Origin of the sequence: Litchfieldella anticariensis FP35 = DSM 16096 (assembly GCF_000409775.1) — a bacterium.
In the GTDB taxonomy this organism is placed as follows: domain Bacteria; phylum Pseudomonadota; class Gammaproteobacteria; order Pseudomonadales; family Halomonadaceae; genus Litchfieldella; species Litchfieldella anticariensis.
This window is the reverse complement of record NZ_KE332377.1, coordinates 1,164,704-1,187,754: the sequence shown is the minus strand read 5'-3', so window position 1 is coordinate 1,187,754 and position 23,051 is coordinate 1,164,704. Positions and strand designations below refer to the sequence as shown.

The window sequence follows — 23,051 nt, the reverse complement described above, 5'->3', positions numbered from 1 at the left end:
GAGGGGCGGAGCATCGTTCAATATAGTGCTTGTTCCTCGTCGATGACCTCCTTCAATACCTCCAGATAGAGCTTGTCGGCTTCAGAGTGCTCGGCTGGGTCCTCGGAAATGTGCACGCTAGTGGTATCGGAAATCTCACTGGCGATCTTGGCCATGGCGCCCTTGTCGCCGTTGCTTAGATGTTTTCTGGCAATCTCCAATGACTGTTCAAGAATCTGTGGATCCTGCAGTAGTTTCTTTATGAATCCTCGTAGCTCATTGATAACTCTGGTTTTTTGGATTTCTGATGCGGACATGGCTGACTCCTGGTGTGATTCCGCGCCCAGGCAAGCAAGGCTCTGGCGCATGTGCGCGACGATAGCACAGCTGGCAGTGGTAGAGAGAGTCACGATGCCGAGGAAGTGAAACAGAGCGTTTCGCTTACGCCATGTAAGACATGGCTTACAAAACCTATCGACAATTGCTTATGTCATATCTGCACAAATGCAGTAGACAAAATTAACAATACAGTTACTATTAATTACAAAGGGGAGGCGGCGTTAGGACGAAAGACTGTCTGGGCTCGCCTGTTAGGCTGACGAACCATCCAGTTTTCACGTCTGCCTGCCGATAACTAACGAAGAGAACATCAGGCAGCCCGGTGGGCGTCTGATACACCCATGTAAGGATCGTACGCAAGGGAGAGGGCCATCATGCTATTGTCTTATGCTATTCACCGTGTCTCGCGCCAACGAAGGGGGCTGGGCAGGTCTTCGCTACTGCTTTCCGTGTTGATGGTGGCTTCCGTACCCGTGGCATCGGCTCAGGAAACCGGTACGAGCGACCTGCAGAGCGTCGTACAACGTGCAGTCGCGACGAACCCGGAAGTCCAAGCGGCCTGGAACGGGTTTCGTGCGGCCATGAACGAGGTTGATGTGGCACGTGGCGGGTACTTGCCGTCTATCGATGTCAGCGCTGGTGCTGGTATCGAGGACCGCGAGGGTGACGGGCGTGGAAGTTACGATACCGATTTCACCGAATTGACGCTGACCCAGATGATTTACGATGGCTTTGCTACTCGCAATGAGGTCGAACGTCTCGACCGGGCGAAGCTGGTGCGTTACTACGAGTTGCTGGGCGCCAGCGAAGAAGTGGCGCTGGAAGCGGCTCGCGCCTATCAGGATGTGCGTCGCTACAGAGAGCTGGTGGAATTGGCTAGGGAAAACTACGCCAAGCATTTGCGTGTATATAATCAGATTGAAGAACGTGTTCGTAGCGGGGCCGGGCGTCGTGTCGATTTAGAGCAAATCAGTGGTCGCCTGGCGTTGGCGGAGTCCAATTTGTTGACCGAAGCATCGAACCTGCACGACGTCAGCGCCCGCTACCAGCGTTTAGTTGGAGAATTGCCAGCGGAGAACCTGCCACCGGCACCGGCACTGGACGAGCGGTTACCAGCCTCAGTAGCAGAGGCTGTCAATCTGGCCTATCAAGGCAATCCCAATTTCCATGCGGCAATCGAGAACATCGAGTCGTCTCGCGCTGAACGGGACGGTACTCGTTCAGGCTTCCATCCTCGACTGGAGTTCCGTGCACGCACCGGCACCAACAATCAGAGTGATATCACCGGTCGCAGCGATCAGCATGTGGCCGAGTTGGTGGCCACCATGAATCTCTATCGGGGTGGCAGCGATTTGGCGTCGTTCCGTCGCGCCAGTAACTTGCTAGATCAGGCCATGGATTTGCGTGACAAGGAGTGTGTCGATCTACGCCAGACGACGCAGATCGCCTACCACGATGCTCAACGATTACGTGAGCAGATGCAGTACCTGAATGACCACCGCCAGTACATTGATCGCGTGCGTGGTGCTTATCAGCAACAATTCGATATCGGTCAGCGTACCCTGCTCGACGTGCTCGATAGCGAGAACGAATACTTCGAAGCCAGCCGCGCCTATGTCAATGCTCAATACGACGTATCGATTGCCGAGGCACGTACCTTGGCAGCCATGGGTCAGTTGTTGTCAGCTCTTGGGGTGGCTCGCGAGGACATGCCGAGTCTTGCGGAACTGGGAAGTGATGGCGTCAAGATAGAACCTGAGGCCATTTGCCCCACACAGGCGCCTGCCAGCTTCACGCTGGAAGAGCTTACTGCCGATCTGCGGGCGTCATCGGCTCTGCCCCCTGCACCTACCCGAGCTCCTGATGTGACCTTGTCCGCTGATGCCTTGTTTGCCACCGGTAGTGCCTGGTTGAACCCGCAGGCCCAAAGCACGCTGGATTCGTTGGCTGCCGAGATTCGGGGGCGTGACGATCTGCGTCGGGTTTTCATCGCCGGGCATGCCGACAGCACCGGTACCGATGCCATCAATGATCCGCTTTCTGCGCAGCGTGCCGCTAATGTAGCTGATTATCTGGCCTCGCAGGGTGTGCGTCGCGATCTGCTCGAGTCTCGAGGCTATGGGTCGCGCAATCCAGTAGCCAGCAACGCTACCGTTGAAGGGCGCAGCCAGAACCGTCGTGTCGAAGTCACGTTGGAAAAAATTAATGAATGACTTGCCGTGACCGATAGACATAATAACGGGCCCGTAACGGTGAGAAGGGAGCAGTCGTGACCACCGACGCCAGCTATCTGCACGAGACGCACCTGAGTGATCAGGTGCATGTACCTGAAGGCGATGAGTTGCTGGAATGCCTGCAGATCGTGGCCCGTGCCCATGATCATGGTACTAATCGTGATGCTCTGATCGCGGGCCTGCCCCTCGAAGAAGGGCGCTTGACGCCGGGCCTATTTGCGCGTGCTGCGGACCGCGCCGGATTGACGGCACGGCATGTGCGCAGCCGGCTGGTGCAATTGAATCCAGCACTATTCCCGGTGGTGGTGCTGCTGGAGCCGGGACATGCTTGCGTGCTGGTGTCACTGGATATCAAGGCACACTGCGTCCAGGTGGTCTATCCGGAGTTGGGCGAGGCAGTAGTCGAGATTGGCCTGGATGAACTGCAAGGGCGTTATAGCGGCCAGGCCATCTACGCGCGCCCCAAGTTCCGCTTCGATTCCCGAGGGGCGGAGGTCAAGAAGCAGAAAGCGCGCCACTGGTTCTGGGGCGTGGTTCGAGAAAATCGTCGCCTGTATCGTGATGTACTGGTTGGTTCGGTGATGATCAACCTGTTCGCCGTGGCAATGCCGCTATTCGTGATGAACGTCTACGACCGTGTGGTACCCAACCAGGCGACAGACACCCTGTGGGTGCTGGCGGTTGGTATTTTCGTGGTGCTGTGTCTCGACCTGGCACTGCGACTGATGCGCAACGCCTTCGTTGATCTGGCGGCCAGCCGGGCGGACGTCAAACTGTCGTCATCGATCATGGCACGAGTGTTGGGCATGCGTCTGGAGGCGCGGCCGGCATCCACCGGATCGTTCGCTTCGACCCTGCAGTCATTTGAATCAGTGCGTAGCTTTATCGGCTCGGCAACCGTGGTTGCGTTGGCCGATTTGCCTTTCATGTTGCTGTTCGTTGCCATCATTGCGCTGATTGGCGTGCCGTTGGCGATTCCCATCGGAGTGGGGATCGTCTTCGTGCTGCTATACGCCCTAGCAGCACAGAGTAAACTGCATGAACTTTCAGAGACCACGTGGCGTGTCGGGGCGCAACGCAACGCCAGCTTGGTCGAGTCGCTGTCGAATCTGGAAACGGTCAAGGCGCTGCGTGCCGAAGGGCGGCTCCAAGGGATATGGGAAAAGAGTACCGCCTTCCTGTCGCGAACCTCGGCTCAGTTGCGTCTGGTCAGTTCCTCGGTATCCAGTGTGGCGATGTGGGCCCAGCATACCGTCGCGATCGCGGTGATAGTCGTCGGTGTCTACCTGATCATCGAAGGCGATCTTAGCCAAGGTGGCTTGATTGCCGCCTATCTGCTTTCTTCGCGGGCAATGGCGCCGGTCAGCCAGGCAGCCGCCCTGTTGGCACAGTATCACCAGTCCTCAACGGCGCTGGAATCGCTCAATGGTGTAATGGACAAGCCGGTGGAGCGCCCTGATGGCAAGCAGTGGATCAGCCGACCGGTGATACGGGGCGAGATCGAGTTCAATAAGCTGACGCTGCGCTACCCGGACGAAGAACGCGATGCTTTGCGCGATATCTCGCTGAAGATAAAAGCAGGCGAGAAAGTGGCGCTTCTAGGGCGGGTAGGCTCAGGTAAATCGACGCTCAACAAGCTGATGCTGGGGCTCTACCAGCCGACCAGTGGGGCAGTGATGGTCGATGGTGTCGATATCCGTCAGTTCGACCCGGTCGAACTGCGCCGGCATATCGGTTACGTGCCCCAGGATGTCAGCCTATTCTTCGGCTCGCTGCGCGACAACGTGGTGGCCGGTGGTGGCAGTGAAGGAGTCGAGGATGACGCCTTGCTGCGTGCGATGGAGATCGGTGGGTTGCACGATCTCGTCAATAGCCATCCACGTGGTGTTGATCTGCCGGTTGGCGAGCGTGGTGACATGCTCTCTGGCGGCCAGCGTCAGGGGGTGGCCATTGCTCGCGCCGTGGTCAATGATCCACAAATCTTGCTGCTCGATGAGCCCTCCAGCGCCATGGATCACACCAGTGAAGAGGCTTTCAAGAAACATCTGACCGAATTCGCTCAGGCCAAGACCCTGGTGATCGTGACCCACCGCACTTCACTGCTTTCTCTGGTCGATCGTATCGTGGTGATCGATGCCGGCAAGGTGGTTGCCGATGGGCCCAAGGATAAGGTGGTTGCCGCCCTACGCAGTGGACAGATCGGGAGGGCCGGTTGATGAACCAGCAGGCCAAGATCAAGACTGCAGAGCAGCAAGGTTTCGAGACCATCGGTCGCGTTTCACGCAGCGGCGGTAAGCCTTTCCGACCCTTGATCGATCGGTTGTTTGCGCGGCGGGTTACCGCGGCGCACTTAGACCGTGACTGGGCCAGCGATGCCGACTGGGCGAGAATGCAGCAGGACCCGCTTCGTGCCCGTGCTCTTATCTACACGCTGTTGCTGGGCGTCATTGTCATGGGGGTGTGGTCGTATTTCGCTGAAATCGACGAAGTGACCAAGGGAATGGGGCGGGTCATACCTTCCTCTCAGACCAAGATCATTCAGTCCTATGACGGTGGGGTAGTCGAAAGCATTGAGATCGAGGAGGGACAACTTGTTTCCTCAGGACAGATACTGATGCGTATCGACCCGACACGTTATGTCTCCTCCTATCGAGAGGGGGTGGCGCGATCATTGGCTCTCCAGGCCAAGGCCGAAAGGCTGAAAGCACTGACAGCCGATCAGCCCTTCGTCCCGCCTCGCGAGGTACTCGACCAGGCTCCCCGTCTGGCAGCTCACGAACAGGATCTCTACACGACCAGCAAGGCTGAACTCGAAGAACAACGGGCGATCGCCCGCGAGCAGCTCGTTCAGCGGCGCGAGGAGTTACGTGAGGCCGAAGCACGCCGGAACTCGGCTAGCCGCACCTTGAGCCTTGCCTCACGGGAGCTTGGTTTGACCCGGCCGTTGCTGGAGTCCGGTGCAGTATCCGAAGTCGAGGTGTTGCGTCTGGAACGTGATGTTTCCAGTGCCAGAGGCGAGCTGAATCAGGCCGATGCCCAAGTCTCGCGTTTGCAAGCTGCGGTGGAGGAGGCCCAGAGCAAGATTCGCGAGGTCGCGCTGGAAATGCAGAACCGATGGCGTAACGAGCTCTCCGAGACACTGGGTCAACTGGCAGCTCTCGAAGAGAGCAATATCGGTTTGCAGGATAAGGTCAGCATGGCCGAGATCCGGTCACCTGTTGCCGGTACCGTGCAGCGCTTGCATGTCAATACCCTGGGCGGAGTCGTTCAACCAGGTCAGGAGGTGGTGGAAATCGTACCCAGCGATGACAAGTTGCTGGTCGAAGCGCGCATCGCTCCGCAAGACATTGCCTTCCTGCGGCCTGGGCAGTCGGCCACCGTCAAGCTCACGGCGTATGACTATTCCATCTATGGCGGGTTGGCAGCGGAACTCGATCATATCAGTGCTGACACCATTACCGATGAGGAAGGCAATACCTTCTATCTGGTTCGTGTGCGTACGCAGGCAGGAGAAGTCGGCAGCGATCTGGCCGTCATTCCAGGCATGACTGCGCAAGTCGATATCAAGACGGGTAAGCGCACCGTGATGCAGTTCCTGCTCAAGCCCGTGCTTCGGGCCTGGAGCAATTCACTGGGAGAGCGTTGATGGCGCATTTCTTTGTCAGTCAAGGACGCGACGATCTTCCACGCTGGCGTGAGGCTTTTAGCGATGCACGCATGTGCAGTGCTCAACAGGCTCGTGCTCAGGCAGCGTATGGCGATCATGTGTGGGTGATGAGTAACATCGAAGGGTGGACCACATTGGCCACGACACTCAGTTCTCGGGGGGCGATCTTGGTAGTGTTGTCCTACACGCCAACTTCACAAGAAGCCTTTCAGGCGCTCAATGCTGGGGCGCGGGGCTATGCACATGCGTTGTCTCCAGCGATGCTTCTGCAGCAAATCGTCGTTGTCACCGAAAACCAAGGCATCTGGCTGTGGCCCGAGTTGCTGACTCAGGTGGTGGGCTCGACTTTCAAGGCTCTGGGTGGCGAAAACGCCTTGCGGGAAGATGTGCTGGCGCTGCTCACCGGGCGTGAGAAAGCAGTGGCTTTAGCGGTGGCCTCTGGAAAAAGCAATAAGGAAGTAGCCCGAATCCTGGATATCACAGACCGCACCGTCAAGGCTCACTTGGGAGCGGTATTCCGTAAGCTCAAGGTCCGTGATCGCATGCAATTGGTATTGATGCTCTCACAGTCTGAATCGTCGCTGATGGATGCTGATTAGGCTCCTTCTGAGAAGTTGAAGTCGCTAATCCTATGTTGCCATGTCCATCGGTACAATGTTTCTTAAGTGTTTCATGAATTAGTCTGACGCCCTAACGACATAATCATGCCGATGCCATCGGCACGGATCGCAGGGAGTCAGTCACATGAGCATCGCAACCGTTCTTTCCATCACCGGCCAGGCCTGGGCGCGCGACGAAGCAGGCAATCTGCGCGAGCTGAGTTCTGGGGATGTCTTGCAGGAAGGCGAGACTCTGGTGACTTCCGACAACGGCAGCGTCCAGCTCGACTTCGGTGATGGCCTGGAGTCTGCACTCATCGGACCCGGCCAGCAGGTGGCAATGACGCCTGAACTGGATGCTGAAGCTCCCATCGACTTGGGTGATTCCAGTGTCCTCGACGAAGATCTCGAAGCCCTGCTTGCGGCACTTGACGGAGACGACGGCGATCTGCTCGAACTGCTCGATGCTACCGCAGCCGGTGCCGGGGGGGGCGGTGGTGAAAGTGGCGGCCACGATTTCGTGCGCCTGGCGCGGATCACCGAGGGCGTGGATCCCCTGGCGTTCAATTTCGGTACCGCTCAGGCCGAGGAGTTCATTACCACCCAGGGTGGAGATGAGGCTGCGACGACGGACGAGGAAGAAGTCGCTCCAGTGGAGACGACGCTTACCCTCAGCACGGATGCGGATAGTGTCATTGAAGGGCAGCCTATTACGCTAACGGCCACCACTAGCGTTGCGCCCTCTGATTCCCCCTTGGTCGTGACTCTCTCCAATGGCATGCAAATTGTCATACCCGTAGGTCAGACCTCTGCCAGCATCCAGATCGATAGCCGGGAAGACGATGCCTATCGGCAGGGCAGTGAAACCGAAAGCTTTGGTATCGGTTCCGCAAGCGGTGGTGGTTACGACCAGATCACACTTGGTGAAGCGGCTGAGACGACAGTGGTCGACGACAGCGACACCACCACCGTCACGCTGAGTGCGCCGGAGACCGTCACCGAGGGCGACGAGATCACCGTCACCGCCACGGTCGACACCGCGCCCGAGACCGACCTGACGCTGACGCTGAACAACGGCGAGACGATCACCATCGCCGCCGGCGCCACCGAAGGTAGCGTGACCTTCGCCAGCCGCGACGACGACGCCTACCAGCAGGGCGACGGGAGTCTCGAGTTCAGCATCGCCGACACCGAAGGTGGCAACTACGAGCAACTCGACAGCAGCGCCACCGCCGCCACCACGGTGGTCGACGACAGCGACACCGCCTCCGTCACGCTGAGTGCGCCGGAGACCGTCACCGAGGGCGACGAGATCACCGTCACCGCCACGGTCGACACCGCGCCCGAGACCGACCTGACGCTGACGCTGAACAACGGCGAAACGATCACCATCGCCGCCGGCGCCACCGAAGGTAGCGTGACCTTCGCCAGCCGCGACGACGACGCCTACCAGCAGGGCGACGAGACCCTCGAGTTGAGCATCACTGAGACCAGCGGTGGCAACTACGAGCAACTCGACACCAGTGCCACCACCAGCACCGCAGTGGTCGACGACAGCGACACCACCTCCGTCACGCTGAGTGCGCCGGAGACCGTCACCGAGGGCGACGAGATCACCGTCACCGCCACGGTTGACCATGCGCCCGAGACCGACCTGACGCTGACGCTGAACAACGGCGAGACGATCACCATCGCCGCCGGCGCCACCGAAGGCAGCGTGACCTTCGCCAGCCATGATGATGACGTCTACGAACAGGACGGAGAGGAACTGACCTTCAGCATCGATGCGGTCAGTGGTGGCAACTACGAGGATCTTGACACCAGTGCCATCGCCACCAGCACCATCCTGGATAACGATGTTGTCGACGCTGGTGAAACGGCCAGTACGCTGGAAGACACAGCGCTTACCGGCAACGTGCTCGACAATGCCGAAACCAATGTCGGCGAATTGTCGGTGACCGACTTCGCGGTCGAAAACGTCTCTTACCAAGCCGGCGAGACGGCCACGATCGCCGGCAAGGGCTCGCTCACGATCGACGCCAACGGTGCGTACCGCTTCGAGCCGCACCAGAATTACAGCGGCCCGGTGCCGCAAGTCACCTATAGCGTCACCAACGGCTCGGATACGGTCAGCTCCACGCTCGATCTCACCGTCACGCCAGTGGCCGACACACCCGATGTGAACGTGACACTGGCCAAGAACGGCACCACGACCCATACGGTGGGCGGCTCCAACGCCCATGACCCGGAGGGCTTCAGCGTCACCACATCCAAGGATGGCGAGGCCGGCGAGATCAGCATCAAGGATTCGGGCTCGACGACCGGCTTTGGTGTCGCCGGGCCGGCTTCCAATGGGGCGGACTCGGAAATCGGCAACGGCGAATCGCTCACGGTAGCGTTGGACATGCCGGCGGAGTCGGTCTCCTTCCAGCTTGCCTGGCTGGCTGACTGGGAGTATGCCGAGTACGTCGTCCATTACACGGACGGCTCGTCCGAGACGGTCGTCGTCAGTGGTAACAGCCCGGAAGGTGGTCATGACGGTATAGGCGAGGAGATCACCCGTCAGGCACCTGCCGGCAAGATGATCGCCGCGATCGAATTCACCACGCCCGCTGAAGGCGAGGAGCACCACAACTCCGGCAACGATTACTTGGTGCACCAGGTCAGCTACGTTGCTGCCACGAGTTACGACGTCGAGATCACCACGGCCCCGACCGACATCGACGGCTCCGAGTCGATCACCTCGGTGGTGGTGTCCGTGCCGGACGGTGTCATGCTCTCCGCCGGCGAGCAGAATGCCGATGGCACCTGGACGCTGCCGCTGGACAGCAATGGTGACTACACGGTAGCGATCGATCCAGTTACCCAGGCCGTGTCGATCACCGGGCTCACCTTGTCGGTACCCAATGATGTCACCGACCCGGTGGAACTGACCGCGACAGCGACGGTCATGGATGGCGCCGATACGGCGACCGGTACGGCCTCGGTGACTGCCCCGGAAGCCACTATCACCATCGACACCATCGCCGGCGACGATGTGGTCAACGGCGATGAGGCCACTCAGACGATTACCATCACCGGCAGCGTCACCGGTGACGCCGGCGAGGGCGACACCGTCACCCTGACGGTGGGCGACGAGACCTTCACCGGTACCGTCGACGCCGACGGCAACTACGCCATCGACGTGCCCGGCAGTGTGCAGGCCGAGAACGGCCAGGTCGACGCCAGCGTCACTGGCGAGGACGAGGCCGGCACCGGCGACCGGTACGGCCTCGGTGACTGCCCCGGAAGCCACTATCACCATCGACACCATCGCCGGCGACGATGTGGTCAACGGCGATGAGGCCACTCAGACGATTACCATCACCGGCAGCGTCACCGGTGACGCCGGCGAGGGCGACACCGTCACCCTGACGGTGGGCGACGAGACCTTCACCGGTACCGTCGACGCCGACGGCAACTACGCCATCGACGTGCCGGGCAGCGTGCTGGCCGACAACGACCAGGTCGAAGCCAGCGTCGACGGCAGCGATGAGGCCGGTAACCCGTTCGAGGCCACCACCAGCCGCGACTACGACGTCGACACCAGTGCCGAGGCCACCATCACCATCGACACCATCGCCGGCGACGACGTGATCAACGCAGCGGAAGCCGGGGACGACATCACCATCACCGGCAGCGTCACCGGTGACGCCGGCGAGGGCGACACCGTCACCCTGACGGTGGGCGACGAGACCTTCACCGGTACCGTCGACGCCGACGGCAACTACGCCATCGACGTGCCCGGCAGTGTGCTGGCCGAGAACGGCCAGGTCGACGCCAGCGTCACTGGCGAGGACGAGGCCGGCACTTCCTACACCGCCGAGAACGTGCGCGAGTACGATGTCGACGGTGGCGCCGAGGCCACCATCAGCATCGACACCATCGCCGGTGACGACGTGGTCAACGGCGACGAAGCCAACCAGACCGTCACCGTGACTGGCAGCGTCACCGGTGACGCCGGCGAGGGCGACACCGTCACCCTGACGGTGGGCGAGGAAACCTTCACCGGCACCGTCGATGCCGACGGCAACTACGCCATCGACGTGCCGGGCAGCGTACTGGCCGAGAATAGCCAGGTCGACGCCAGCGTCGATGGCAGCGATGAGGCCGGCAACCCGTCCGAGGCCACCACCAGCCGTGACTACAGCGTCAGCAACGTTGTCGACGCAGGTGAAACGGCCAGCACACAGGAAGACACCGCGCTTACCGGCAACGTGCTCGACAATGCCGAAACCAATATCGGCACGCTTGAAGTGACCGGCTTCTCGGTGGATAGCGTCTCTTACCAAGCCGGCGAGACGGCCACGATCGCCGGCAAGGGCTCGCTCACGATCGACGCCAACGGTGCGTACCGCTTCGAGCCGCACCAGAATTACAGCGGCCCGGTGCCGCAAGTCACCTATAGCGTCACCAACGGCTCGGATACGGTCAGCTCCACGCTCGATCTCACCGTCACGCCAGTGGCCGACACACCCGATGTGAACGTGACACTGGCCAAGAACGGCACCACGACCCATACGGTGGGCGGCTCCAACGCCCATGACCCGGAGGGCTTCAGCGTCACCACATCCAAGGATGGCGAGGCCGGCGAGATCAGCATCAAGGATTCGGGCTCGACGACCGGCTTTGGTGTCGCCGGGCCGGCTTCCAATGGGGCGGACTCGGAAATCGGCAACGGCGAATCGCTCACGGTAGCGTTGGACATGCCGGCGGAGTCGGTCTCCTTCCAGCTTGCCTGGCTGGCTGACTGGGAGTATGCCGAGTACGTCGTCCATTACACGGACGGCTCGTCCGAGACGGTCGTCGTCAGTGGTAACAGCCCGGAAGGTGGTCATGACGGTATAGGCGAGGAGATCACCCGTCAGGCACCTGCCGGCAAGATGATCGCCGCGATCGAATTCACCACGCCCGCTGAAGGCGAGGAGCACCACAACTCCGGCAACGATTACTTGGTGCACCAGGTCAGCTACGTTGCTGCCACGAGTTACGACGTCGAGATCACCACGGCCCCGACCGACATCGACGGCTCCGAGTCGATCACCTCGGTGGTGGTGTCCGTGCCGGACGGTGTCATGCTCTCCGCCGGCGAGCAGAATGCCGATGGCACCTGGACGCTGCCGCTGGAAAGCGACGGTGACTACACGGTAGCGATCGATCCGGACACCCAGGCCGTGTCGATCACCGGGCTCACCATGTCGGTGCCCAATGGTGTCACCGACCCGGTGGAGCTGACCGCAATCGCAACGGTGGTGGATGGCACCGATACGGCGACCGGTACGGATTCTGCGACTACTGAAATTGAGCCGACTGCTGGTACCCCCGATATTTCACTGACGGTCACCCCGGAAGAATCCGGTGGGAGCAGCGCCGACATCATCAAAGTCAACGGTGGCAGCAGTGTGGCCGGAGGTTTCGATGTCCAGGACGGTCAGATCGTCAAGATCGGTGATGGTGTACGGGTATGGCTGACGAAAGGAGATACGGCACCTGAAATCGCCAATCCAGGCTCTGCAAATGCCGGTGTCATTGCCTATTACGAACAGGGCAACCATGGTGGCGATAGCGGATATGCCGATATCTTCGTGGTGCACTCGGAGAGCGGCTACTTCTATACCCAGTCCGACTGGGATCATGAAGAGCTACGCGGGTTGGACTCCGTACACGGTAATCGCACCAATGAGAACGCTCCGAATGCTTACGGTGACTACATCTTCGTGGTTCAGGAGGAAGGTCTTGAATATCAGGTAGGCTGGAGCACTAACAACAATGCGAATACTCACGTCAATACGCTCGATGGTGTGTGGGTGGACTACTCGAGCGAGAGCGGGTCAGGCTCACTGATCAACCAGGTTAGCAACAACATCGAAGGCGTGATCTACGGTGATGGGAGCTTCGATGGTCCCGACATCAACAAACCGAATGTCGAAGAAGTCGTAGAAGGGGATAGCGGCGATCAGGCGTTCCAGGTTGACATATCGGCGGCGCTTGCTGATGCCAATGGCAGCGAAGAGCTCTCCGACATTACGCTCAGCGGTATCCCCGATGGCGTGACACTCGAAGGGGCCGGTGTCTCTGGACCAGACAGCGATGGTAACTGGCAGATCAGTAACCCTGATGGTGGCAACATCGACGATCTCCAGATCACCATGACGGTTCCCGCCGATACCAGTGCCTTCGACATAGAAGCCAGCGTATCCGCCATCAGCCAGGGTGGGACTTCATCCGCCACGGCTGTCGAGCAGTACGGCATCGTTGTAGGCTCATCGGCCGACGATGCGCTGGCGGGAAGTGGAAACAGCGACCTCCTGTACGCTAGTGACGGAAACGATACGCTCATTGGTGGTGCCGGCGACGACACCCTGTATGGTGGCCTGGGGGCCGACACCTTCGCCTGGAACCTCGGGGACCAGGGCGAGGCAGACAATGCTGCCGCCGACGAGGTGATGGACTTTAGTGCCGACGAAGGTGACAAGCTGGAACTCTCCGATCTGCTGCAGGAGCGTGACAGCGACAGCGACATCGGTGATTACCTGCATGCCAGCGATGATGGAGAGGGGGGCACCGTGATCCATGTCAGCACTAGCGGTGGGTTCGCCGAGGGTTACGATGCCGGTGCGGAAGACCAGACCATTCACCTGAAAGGCGTGCAATACGATGCCGATCTTATCCAGGATATGCTCAGCAACGGCCAGCTGACTATCGATCAGTAAGCTGTGTGAAAAGGCCATGGCCCCGCTCGGCGATGCCGGGCGGGGCCTTTCTATTTACACGGTGGCTAGATGCCGCCCGTGAGAAGCTGATAGCCCGCCAGTCGCTGTGCAGAAAGGTAAACAGCATTGATCTGTTTGGGGATGACGATGAAGAAGGTAATAGTTTGATTTGATTGGTGGTTTCTTCGGTCTGTCTGCCATTTACGATGGGTGGCGCATGGAAACATTTTCTTACATTGTCCATCGGTACTATAAATTTTCTACCACTTCTCCACTAATCTGACTCCCATAAAACACTATTACAACATGCCGCGCAGTCGGCAGGGGCACAGGGAGTCAGTTATATGACCATTGCAACCGTTCTTTCCATTAACGGTCAGGTTTGGGCGCGCGATGACGATGGGAATCTGCGTGAGTTGAGTCCGGGAGATGTCTTGCGGGAAGGCGAGACGTTGGTGACGTCCGACAACGGAAGTGTCCAGCTCGACTTCGGTGACGGCCTGAATCCGGCACTCATCGGTCCCGGTCAACAGGTGGCGATGACGCCCGAGCTGGATGCGGAAACTCCCGTCGACGTGGCCGAGTCCAGTGTCCTCGATGAAGATCTTGAAGCCCTGCTCGCCGCGATCGACGAAAATGATGGCGACCTGCTTGAACTGCTCGATGCCACTGCAGCCGGTGCTGGCGGGGGCGGAGCCGAAGGCGGTGGTCACGACTTCGTTCGCCTGGCGCGGATCACCGAGTCAGTGGACCCCTTGACATTCCAGTTCGGTTCCGCTCAAACGGCCGGGTTCATCGATGCCGAGGGGGGCGGATTGGCTGCGGTGGTTGCCGATGGGGGAGAAACCACGCCAGAACCAGCCCCAACCCCGGAGCCGATCGAAACCACCATTACCCTGAGCAGCGATGCGGATAGCGTTGTCGAGGGGCAACCCATTACCCTGACAGCCACTACCAGTACGGCACCTAGTGGTTCGCCGTTGGTGATCACGCTTACCAATGGCATGCAAATTATCATCCCCGTAGGCCAGACTTCTGCCAGTATCCAGATCGATAGCCGGGAAGATGACGTCTATCGGCAAGGCAGTGAAACCGAAAGCTTTAGTATCGGTTCCGCAAGCGGTGGCGGTTATGACCAGATCACGCTTGGTGAAGCGGCTGAGGCGACAGTGGTCGACGATAGTGACACCACTACCATCAGCTTGAGCGCGCCAGAGCAGGTCGCCGAGGGCGAGGACATCACTGTCACCGCCACGGTCGACAACGCTCCCGCCAGCGACCTGGTGATCGAGCTCTCCAACGGCCAGACCATCATCATCTCTTCCGGTGCCACCAGTGGCAGCGTGACCTTCAAATCTCCAAACGTGCCTGATGGCGGTGGAACTCTTGATTTGAGCATCACTGGCACCACAGGTGGAAATTACGAGAATCTCGATACCAGTGCTACTGCTGAGATGCAACTGACTGGCGACGCCATCCCGGAGTTCACACTTGAGCCGGGAGCCAGCGAAGTCGATGAAGCTGGCCTGCCCAGTGGCAGCGCCAACGACGGCTCACATGTCACCACGGGCAGCTTCAATATCGCCACCGGCAACGATGTACTGGCTAGTCTGACCATCAATGGTGAAAACGTCACTGGTGGCGGCACGGTGCAGGGCGCCTACGGTACGCTGGTGGTGACTCAGGGCGTGGGCGGTGAGTACAACTGGACTTACACCCTGGATGGCGCCACCGACGGCGACGCAGTGCAGGAAAGCTTCGCTCTTGAAGCCACCGACAGTGATGGCAGTGCCACCGACGATGCCTTGACCATCGACATCGTCGACGACGTGCCGCAAGCCGTGGACGACAGCGCGGAGATCGACGAGGATGCCGCCGCGCCGCTGACCGGCAACGTGCTGACCAACGACACCCAGGGTGCCGACACCCTGGCCAGCGTGGCGTTCACCAGCACCGCCGCGCAGTACGGCACCTTCACCGACAACGGCGACGGCACCTGGAGCTACACGCTCGACAACAGCCTGGCGGCGGTGCAGGCGCTCGATGACGGCGAGACCCTCACCGAGACCTTCGACTACACGCTGATCGACGCTGACGGTGACACCAGCACTGCCACGCTGACCCTCACCATCAACGGCCAGACTGATGGCCCGCCGGTGATCGACATCGATGACGCCGACGGCACGGCCACCGGCGCCGACAACAGCGTGGTCGAAGGCACCGGTGACACCATCACTGGTACCATGAGCGTGAGTGCCGAGGTGGGTATTGCCACGGTCACCGTTGGCGGGCAGGACGTCACAAACGCCAGCACCACCCCGGTGGTGATCGTCGCTGCCAATGGCACCTTGACCGTGACCGGCTACGACGCCGCCACGGGCGAGATCAGCTACGAGTACACTGAGAACGGCGATGCCGCCGATCACAGCGGCGGTGACGCCAGCGTGGTGGACAGCTTTGAGGTCAGCGTCACCGATGTGGCCGGTGTGACCACCAGCGACAATCTCGACATCCAGATCATCGACACCGCACCTGATGCCTCCGACGACATAGGCGCCATTGATGAGGATGCCGCCGCGCCGCTGACCGGCAATGTGCTGACCAACGACACCCAGGGTGCCGACACCCTGGCCAGCGTGGCGTTCACCAGCACCGCTGCGCAGTACGGCACCTTCACCGACAACGGCGACGGCACCTGGAGCTACACGCTCGACAGCAGCCTGGTGGCGGTGCAGGCGCTCGATGATGGCGAGACCCTCACCGAGACCTTCGACTACACGCTGATCGACGCTGACGGCGACACCAGCACCGCCACGCTGACCCTCACCATCAATGGCGCTGCTGATACGGCTGGTGTCACGGTCAGTGCCTCGGGAGCCGACAGCACCGTCCACGAGGCAGGGTTGGTCAATGGTAGCAATGCGGCCAGCGATAGCGAGACCGACACCGGTAGTTTCCAAGTGTCAGCCAGTGATGGCATCGCCAGTGTCACCGTGGGGGGGCAGACCTTCACTCTGGCACAGCTTCAGGCGCTGACAATTGCCTCACCTTCCATCGTGATCGATACGATAGAAGGGGAACTGCGGCTGACCGGCTATAACAGCCCGGACGGCAACAAGACGGCGACCATCGAATACACCTATACCCTGAAGGCAGCTCAGACTCACGAACAACCAGAAAATGACACTAGCCTGGCCGATACGGTCGCGTTGCAGGTCGACGGGGTGGGCGGCAGTAGTGCCACAGGCACCCTGACCATCGACATCATCGATGATGTACCCCAGATTGCTCCTGTCCGCACGGCATTGATGGCTAACCAGCAAGGACTGTCCCTCACTGACGAGATTCCGCTCTCGTTCGGGGCCGATCAGCAAGGCGCCAGCGTGATCCTATCAGGTAGCAACGATGGCACTTACTGGCTCAACCCGGAAACCGGGCAGCGCATGAGTTCTGAAGGGAATAACCTCCTTTATCGGGAAAACGGTGACGGCTCGCTGGATGCCTATTACCTCGACGATGCGAACAACGAGGTCACCGTGTTCACCGTTGCCTACAACGGGGATGGCTCCTACACATTGACACAGCTGGGCCACTTGGATGGTTCCCAGTCCTCATTGCTGGTGGGTTTCTCCAGCGGTTTTGGGGGAGGCAATAGTGGTGCGGCTTATTTCACGAACGCCGACGCCGTAGGCGAGGCTGGTTCCATCTTTATCAAGGCCCAGGCCACTGGCAGCGATACGGTCAACTACAACAACAATGGTTTGGGGATTTCACAAGGTTCCACGATCGATGATCCCTCCGAGACCCTGGTGCTGACCTTTTACGATGGCGAGGGATGGTCGACATCGGGAAGTGGCAACAAAAAAACCTTGAACGAACCTGCTGGCGGAGCGGATCCCCTGGCGGTTTACAGCATTAACTTCAGCTTCTGGGGGCTCGATGCCGGCGAAGTGCCGACCTTCTGGAAAGACAGCGGCCAGCAGGAGGCATTCGATGCCACTGCTAATGGTGATGGCACTTGGACCATAACGTCCGACGAAGCCTTCGATACGGTCTATATCAGTGCCCTGAACGATACCGGCAATGGCTTCGGCGTGGCCTCGGCCGAAATCGTCACCATCATTGAAGGCACGGACCAGACCTTGCAACTCTCTGCGACCGTTACCGATGGCGACGGCGATCAGGCAACGACCAGTTGGGATTTTACCCTGGACGCAGATGGTGATGTCCTGCAGGGCACCGACGGCAATGACATCATTCAGGGCAATGGCAGCGACGACGTCCTCGATGGTGGTGCCGGCGATGATCTCCTGGCTGGGGGAGGGGTTAACGACATCATGTACGGTGGCCTGGGTGCCGACACCTTTGCCTGGAATCTTAATGACCAAGGCACGACCGGCTCACCCGCCGAGGATGTGGTGAAGGACTTCATGCTCGATCAGGTGAACGGTTACACAGGTGGTGGTGAGGCTGACCGGCTGGATCTCTCCGACCTGTTGCAGGATGAGAGCAAGGGGTCGATCGATAGTTACATCCTGGCAGAGGAAGAGGGTGGCAGTACCACGCTTTATGTGAGCTCCAACGGCCAGCTGGGTGGTGACAAGGCTAACGCCGACCAGACGATCGTACTTGAAAATGTGAGTATGGATGGTCAGAGCTCAGCAGATTTCATCCAGTCCATGATCGAGAATAACCAGCTCAATATCGATCAGTAGACCATGGTGCAATAGTGTTTGGCCTCGCCCGGAGTAACGGTCGGGGCCTTTTCATTTACACTGTCTCTTGGGCTTGGTTTGAGCGGACTGGATAGTTGAGGGTAATGCATGTACGTCAAACGCGATGAGCAGGACAGGATCGAGTTGGTCAGTGGGGGCATGACGCCCGACTGTAGAGAGGGCATAGCACCGGATTCACCGGAATTGCTGGCATTCCTGAAGCAGGATCAGAATCGCCAACTCCAGGAGTTGCGCAGCACCGATCTGGAGTTCGTTCGTGTACTGGAAGATGTGATCGAACTGTTGATGGACAAGGGGGTTATCAGCTTCACCGACCTACCGGATGCCGCCCGTGAGAAACTGATGGCCCGTCAGTCGTTACGTAGACGTGTCAACAGCGTCGACTTGCTGGACGAAAACGACGATGAGGATAATGGCCTGATTTAACGGCCATGAATGCCTGATAGCTGGGCGTGGGCTACGAGTACTTTACTGCTCGTAGCCCTTTGTTATCGCACTGGGAAAGGTATCTCTTTACGCCTTTCTCCCTGCTTCTGCGTCCTGTCGAATGCCGGGACCAGTGACGCCATCCAAGCCGATGTCCAATATGGTGTCACGCTCAGCATCCGTTCTGACCCCTTCAGCGAAGGCAAGGATACCGATCGAGTGGCACAGCGTTGCCATTCCGCGAAGAATGGCCTGTTGTTCACTGTTGTTTTCGACACCCGTTACTAGAGAAGCATCGAACTTGAGATAGGTCAGTCCAACATCGTGCAAATCGGCGATATGGATGAATTCCGAGCCTACATGCTCCAGACCCATACGACAGCCAAAAGAGCGCAGTTCGCGGCACAATCCCCGGAATCCTTCCAGATGGCGAACGGCTACCGATTCCGGCAGTTCCAGCCACAGCTTGGCTGCCGCTTCCGGGTGAGCGGCGAGTAATGGCTTGACGCCAGAGAGGAAACGACCGTCGCTGGCCGCTTGAGGGGATAGGTTGATCCCCAGTGGTTCGCTGTGCTTTTCGATATCGGTCAGTGCGGATTTTATGACGGCAAGATCATAGTTCACGTTGAGCCCTAGCCGTGAGATCCACGGCATGAAAATCCCCGCAGGCTGCCATTCTCCCTTGAGATAGAGGCGCGAAGGGCTTTCGACATGAACCACTTGACCTTGGGGATCGAGGACAGGGTAGCGGGCTAGATGAACGCCATTTTCCAGCGCTTGCTCCAGCGCGCTTCGCCACGCATCGAGACCGGTATACAGTGACTCCCGGGCGCTGCCTTGAACGATTTCCAGGGAACGATCACCATCCTGTTCGGCCTTGGCCAGGGCTCCATCCAGAGTGCTGAGCAGTTCGCTGCGGTCGTCGTTGGTAGCGTATTCGAGTATCGACATGGGTAATCCAATCGATACGTGGTGGCTATCAACGTGGTGGCTATCGGCGATGGGATGCAGGCAACGCTTGAGCTCCTGAGACAAGGCGCGCAGATTATCTTCTCCGGGCAGCAGTAGTGCGAAGTCACTGCCATTGAGGCGCCCGACCTGGCCGTGTCTCGCGCTGGCGATATGGTCCAACGCGTGGGCGATCTCCTTGAGCAACTGGTCTGTTTCTTGGCGTCCTAGCGTGTCGTTGAGATCTGCAAGCCGTGCCACACGTAGCATTACCAGGACACCCTCACTGGCAAGGTCTTCAGAGTCCAGCGCTTCCTGTAACCGCTTCATGAAGTGGCTGCGGTTGGCAACCCCCGTGACTTCATCATGTTGCAGCTTACGCCGCAGGCGCTCGAGCTTCTCGCTCTCTTGGGAAAGCATTTCCCGTACTTTGCTGGAGAGCATGTTCATGGCGACCACGACGTCTCGTAGCTCTCGGGTGTAAGGCTCGTTCGAGGTAGTGAAGCGCCGGTTGCCGATATCCCGTGCCTGCTCGACCACGGCATGCAGAGGGCGACGAATGCTCTTGACGATCCACCAGGCGAGCAGGGCGCTGATAAGGGCTGCGATTCCAAACCAGCCGATTAAGTTCAGGGTACTCTGCCATAGCGAGCGGTAAGCAAAACTGTGCTGACTTTGCAGTTCCACCGTACCGTATTGGCGCCAGCCATCCTGTACTACGGCTTGGCCGGCAGGTACTGAGAAGCGAGTCATGTCGACGAACCAGGAGGGCACATCCTCGATGTACTCGTTGGCCACTCGGCGGAGAATCAGGTCACCCTCGGGATCGTGGAGTTCAATGAGGCGGTAATGGCCAGTATCGAATTGGGCGGCCAGCAGAAGTTCGATAGTCACCGGATCCTTGTCCAACTGACTCATCGAGAGCGCCAGAGCATTGGCATTATCGGCATTCTTGATGCGGACTTCCTGTTCGGTGTAGTGCCGGATGGCACTGACTCCGATAACGAGGCTGCCGCCGAAGGCCAGCAGTAACAGCACGGCGATGGTCAGCCAGAGTTGTTTGATCAGTGACATGGCGGCTCTCCCAGCTTGAAGCCAGTTGAAAAGATGCTCACGGTTGGCATGTTGTTATTCATCATGGAAACCCTTGCTCGCGCATACGTCCTAGTACATAACGCCAACGCGACAGGCGTTGTGTGGGATCGGCGCGCGACTGAGTCGAGCCACCGGCCCACAGGCCGTCGCTGTTGAAGCTGAATATCGGGTCGAGATCGGTTCGCTGGCTGCCGGGTGTGATGGAAGGCACCAGGTTGTCGAGGATCAGTGGTTCGACGCTGGGGTGGCGATAATAGCCCAGCACCATGTGGGCTTGGGAGATGTTGCTACGGCCGATGCGCGCCCGAACGTAGATCATTCTCAAGCGTTCAGTAGGTACGCCAAGTTGCTTGAGCGTGATGTACTTGGCGATGGAGTAGTCTTCGCAATCGCCCTCACCGCGTCCCATGGTTTCCAACGGTGTTGCCCAGTAGTCTTCCTGGCCCCAGATGTCGATATCGTCCAGCCAGCGAACCCGGCGATTGAAGAAGTCATTGACCTCACGAAGTTGCTCGTCGATGGCGCTATTTGCCAATCGTTCGAGTAGGGCGAACCACTCTTCCAGCACAAGGAGGCCGCTGGCCCCATACATGTTCTGCATGGACTGACGCAGACGAGTGGGGTCCATGTTGGCCGTCAGCGATGTGGGCGCCAATCCTAGCCCTGCTCCCAGCACCAATGCACCGAACCCGGCAAGAAAGCGTCGGCGCTCTGGGGAAAAGGAAAAGCAAGGCTGGGGTCGGGACATTGAGCGGTTGCGTCCTCGCTTGGTCGCGGATACCGGTCACTTTACACAACAGTTACGTTGACGCCTATATCATCGCTTTCTCAGAAATCGATGAGAGATAGTCGAACCCAGGTGCGTAGGCAGCAGACAACAGTAAGCAGCGGAGTTAAGCAAATATGCGGATGACTTGACCGGCCTGACACACAGGGCGATTTCCGACGCCACATGAGCACATGAGTGGGTGCGGTTAGTTTTCAGGCAGAGGCTAGGCTTTTCCTGGGCCCTGCCAAACTCTTAATCGTCCCACCCATGGTAGGCTATCGGCATATTCACGCAGAGCTTGAGCCGCTTCGCCAAGCGTTTGTCCTTCGGGTAGCTCACGTACGTAGACCGAGATGTCGATCTGGTTGCCGAGATAGTGAAGGTCCAAGGCAACGCGCGATTGCCAGGCCGGGAGGTGTGACCAGATCTCATCGAGTTTGCCCTCGACATCTTCGCGTAAGGGCATGCCGGGCAGCAGGCTGGGGTCGATCTTGCCTTCGTCGTTCTCCGGATCGACGTGGAACGTGACATCGGTCAGGTTGGGAAAGGTATCGCGCAACCGACGGCTGACCTCGTTGCCGATCTCATGCGCTTCCGACACCGTGACTCGAGGGGGGACCACGATATGCAGGTCGAGTAGTACATGGCCTCCCACCGTACGGGTGCGAAGATCGTGTACGTTATGTACGTCGGGCACTTGCTCGGCGACATGGCGCATGCGCTGTTGCTCATCCTTGGGCAGGGCAGTATCGACGAGTTCCTGACTGGACTCCCACAATAGGCTGGCTCCAATCTTGCCGACCATCAATGCCACTACCGCAGCGGCAATGGCATCCAGCCAGCCTACGCCGAACTGTGCGCCAATCAGACCGATCAATACCACGATCGTGGATAGTGCATCCGAGCGGGAATGCCAGGCATTGGCCTCCAGTAATTTGGAACGGATGCGCTTGGCCACGCGCATGGTATAACGAAAGATCCATTCTTTGGCGAACAGTGCCACGATTGCTAATCCGATAGCCCAGAGTCCGGGGGCGGGCACCAGTATACCGGTGAATAGCCGGGTCAGACTGGCCCAGGCGATCCCACCAGCCACGAAGATCAGGATACTGCCCAGCCACAAAGTGGCGAGTGTTTCGATACGCCCATGGCCATAGGGGTGGTTGGTATCCGGTGCCTGGCGACCGAAATGAGTGGCAGCGAGAACGAAAGCATCGGTCACCAGATCGGAAAAGGAGTGTACCCCGTCGGCGACGAGTGCCGCGGACCCGACCAGCGCCCCAACGACGACCTTGGCCATCCCCAGAACTCCATCCAATGCCGCGCCAATCAACGTGACGCGATAGGCATCGCGGGTCATGGCGCCCTGATCGATGTCGGTCTGGTGAATATGAGCCATGGGAACAAGCTCCTGGATACGAGCTACGAGCTACGAGCTACGAGCCGTAAGGCTAGGTTTTTCTTACAGCTTAAAGCTTATAACTTCTGGCTCTCGGCGAAGCCAGGT

The 23,051-nt window shown here is 59.2% G+C and carries 12 protein-coding genes; 8 read left to right on the top strand and 4 right to left on the bottom strand.

Features of this window, described 5'->3' with window-relative positions; all coding sequences use genetic code 11:
- Nucleotides 1–17 precede the first annotated feature (17 nt).
- Complete coding sequence (locus L861_RS05570; protein WP_016415592.1) at nt 18–296, bottom strand: hypothetical protein; 279 nt, start codon at nt 294–296, stop codon at nt 18–20.
- Nucleotides 297–692: 396 nt separating this feature from the next.
- On the opposite strand from L861_RS05570, the gene L861_RS05565 reads away from it, so the two are divergent.
- The 8 genes from L861_RS05565 (at nt 693) to L861_RS05530 (ending at nt 18,732) form a co-directional block, all read left to right on the top strand.
- The gene (locus L861_RS05565) at nt 693–2,531 is read left to right on the top strand and encodes a TolC family outer membrane protein (protein WP_016415591.1); all 1,839 of its coding nucleotides are present in this window, start codon (nt 693–695) and stop codon (nt 2,529–2,531) included.
- Between the two features lie 77 nt (nt 2,532–2,608).
- Nucleotides 2,609–4,768, top strand: coding sequence for a type I secretion system permease/ATPase (locus tag L861_RS05560; RefSeq protein WP_051149302.1), 2,160 nt, complete (start codon nt 2,609–2,611; stop codon nt 4,766–4,768).
- Nucleotides 4,768–6,198, top strand: coding sequence for an HlyD family type I secretion periplasmic adaptor subunit (locus tag L861_RS05555; RefSeq protein WP_016415589.1), 1,431 nt, complete (start codon nt 4,768–4,770; stop codon nt 6,196–6,198). The genes L861_RS05560 and L861_RS05555 overlap by 1 nt, the downstream gene beginning before the upstream one ends.
- On the top strand, nt 6,198–6,818 hold the full coding sequence (locus tag L861_RS05550) for a response regulator transcription factor (protein WP_016415588.1): 621 nt from the start codon (nt 6,198–6,200) through the stop codon (nt 6,816–6,818). Before L861_RS05555 ends, L861_RS05550 begins: the two co-directional genes overlap by 1 nt.
- Before the next feature lie 145 nt (nt 6,819–6,963).
- A complete protein-coding gene (locus L861_RS05545) occupies nt 6,964–10,161 on the top strand; it encodes a retention module-containing protein (protein WP_021029111.1) in 3,198 nt (1,065 codons plus the stop codon).
- Nucleotides 10,094–13,570 carry an Ig-like domain-containing protein gene (locus L861_RS05540; RefSeq protein WP_016415587.1) on the top strand — a complete coding sequence of 1,159 codons (3,477 nt, stop codon included), beginning with the start codon at nt 10,094–10,096 and terminating at the stop codon, nt 13,568–13,570. Before L861_RS05545 ends, L861_RS05540 begins: the two co-directional genes overlap by 68 nt.
- 344 nt (nt 13,571–13,914) lie before the next feature.
- Entirely contained in the window at nt 13,915–18,285 is a 4,371-nt protein-coding gene (locus tag L861_RS05535; protein WP_016415586.1) for a retention module-containing protein, read from the top strand.
- 108 nt (nt 18,286–18,393) lie between these two features.
- Nucleotides 18,394–18,732, top strand: coding sequence for an NAD(P)-dependent oxidoreductase (locus L861_RS05530; protein ID WP_016415585.1), 339 nt, complete (start codon nt 18,394–18,396; stop codon nt 18,730–18,732).
- An 87-nt stretch (nt 18,733–18,819) separates the two neighbouring features.
- On the opposite strand, the gene L861_RS05525 is transcribed toward L861_RS05530, so the two are convergent.
- The 3 genes from L861_RS05525 to L861_RS05515 all read right to left on the bottom strand — a co-directional run bounded on the left by L861_RS05525 (nt 18,820) and on the right by L861_RS05515 (nt 22,943).
- Entirely contained in the window at nt 18,820–20,754 is a 1,935-nt protein-coding gene (locus tag L861_RS05525) for a bifunctional diguanylate cyclase/phosphodiesterase (protein WP_016415584.1), read from the bottom strand.
- A gap of 61 nt (nt 20,755–20,815) precedes the next feature.
- Nucleotides 20,816–21,523 (bottom strand): transglutaminase-like cysteine peptidase, encoded by a 708-nt coding sequence (locus L861_RS05520; RefSeq protein WP_027947779.1) that lies wholly within the window; start codon nt 21,521–21,523, stop codon nt 20,816–20,818.
- 244 nt (nt 21,524–21,767) lie between these two features.
- Nucleotides 21,768–22,943, bottom strand: coding sequence for a cation diffusion facilitator family transporter (locus L861_RS05515; protein WP_016415582.1), 1,176 nt, complete (start codon nt 22,941–22,943; stop codon nt 21,768–21,770).
- Between the last annotated feature and the right edge of the window lie 108 nt (nt 22,944–23,051).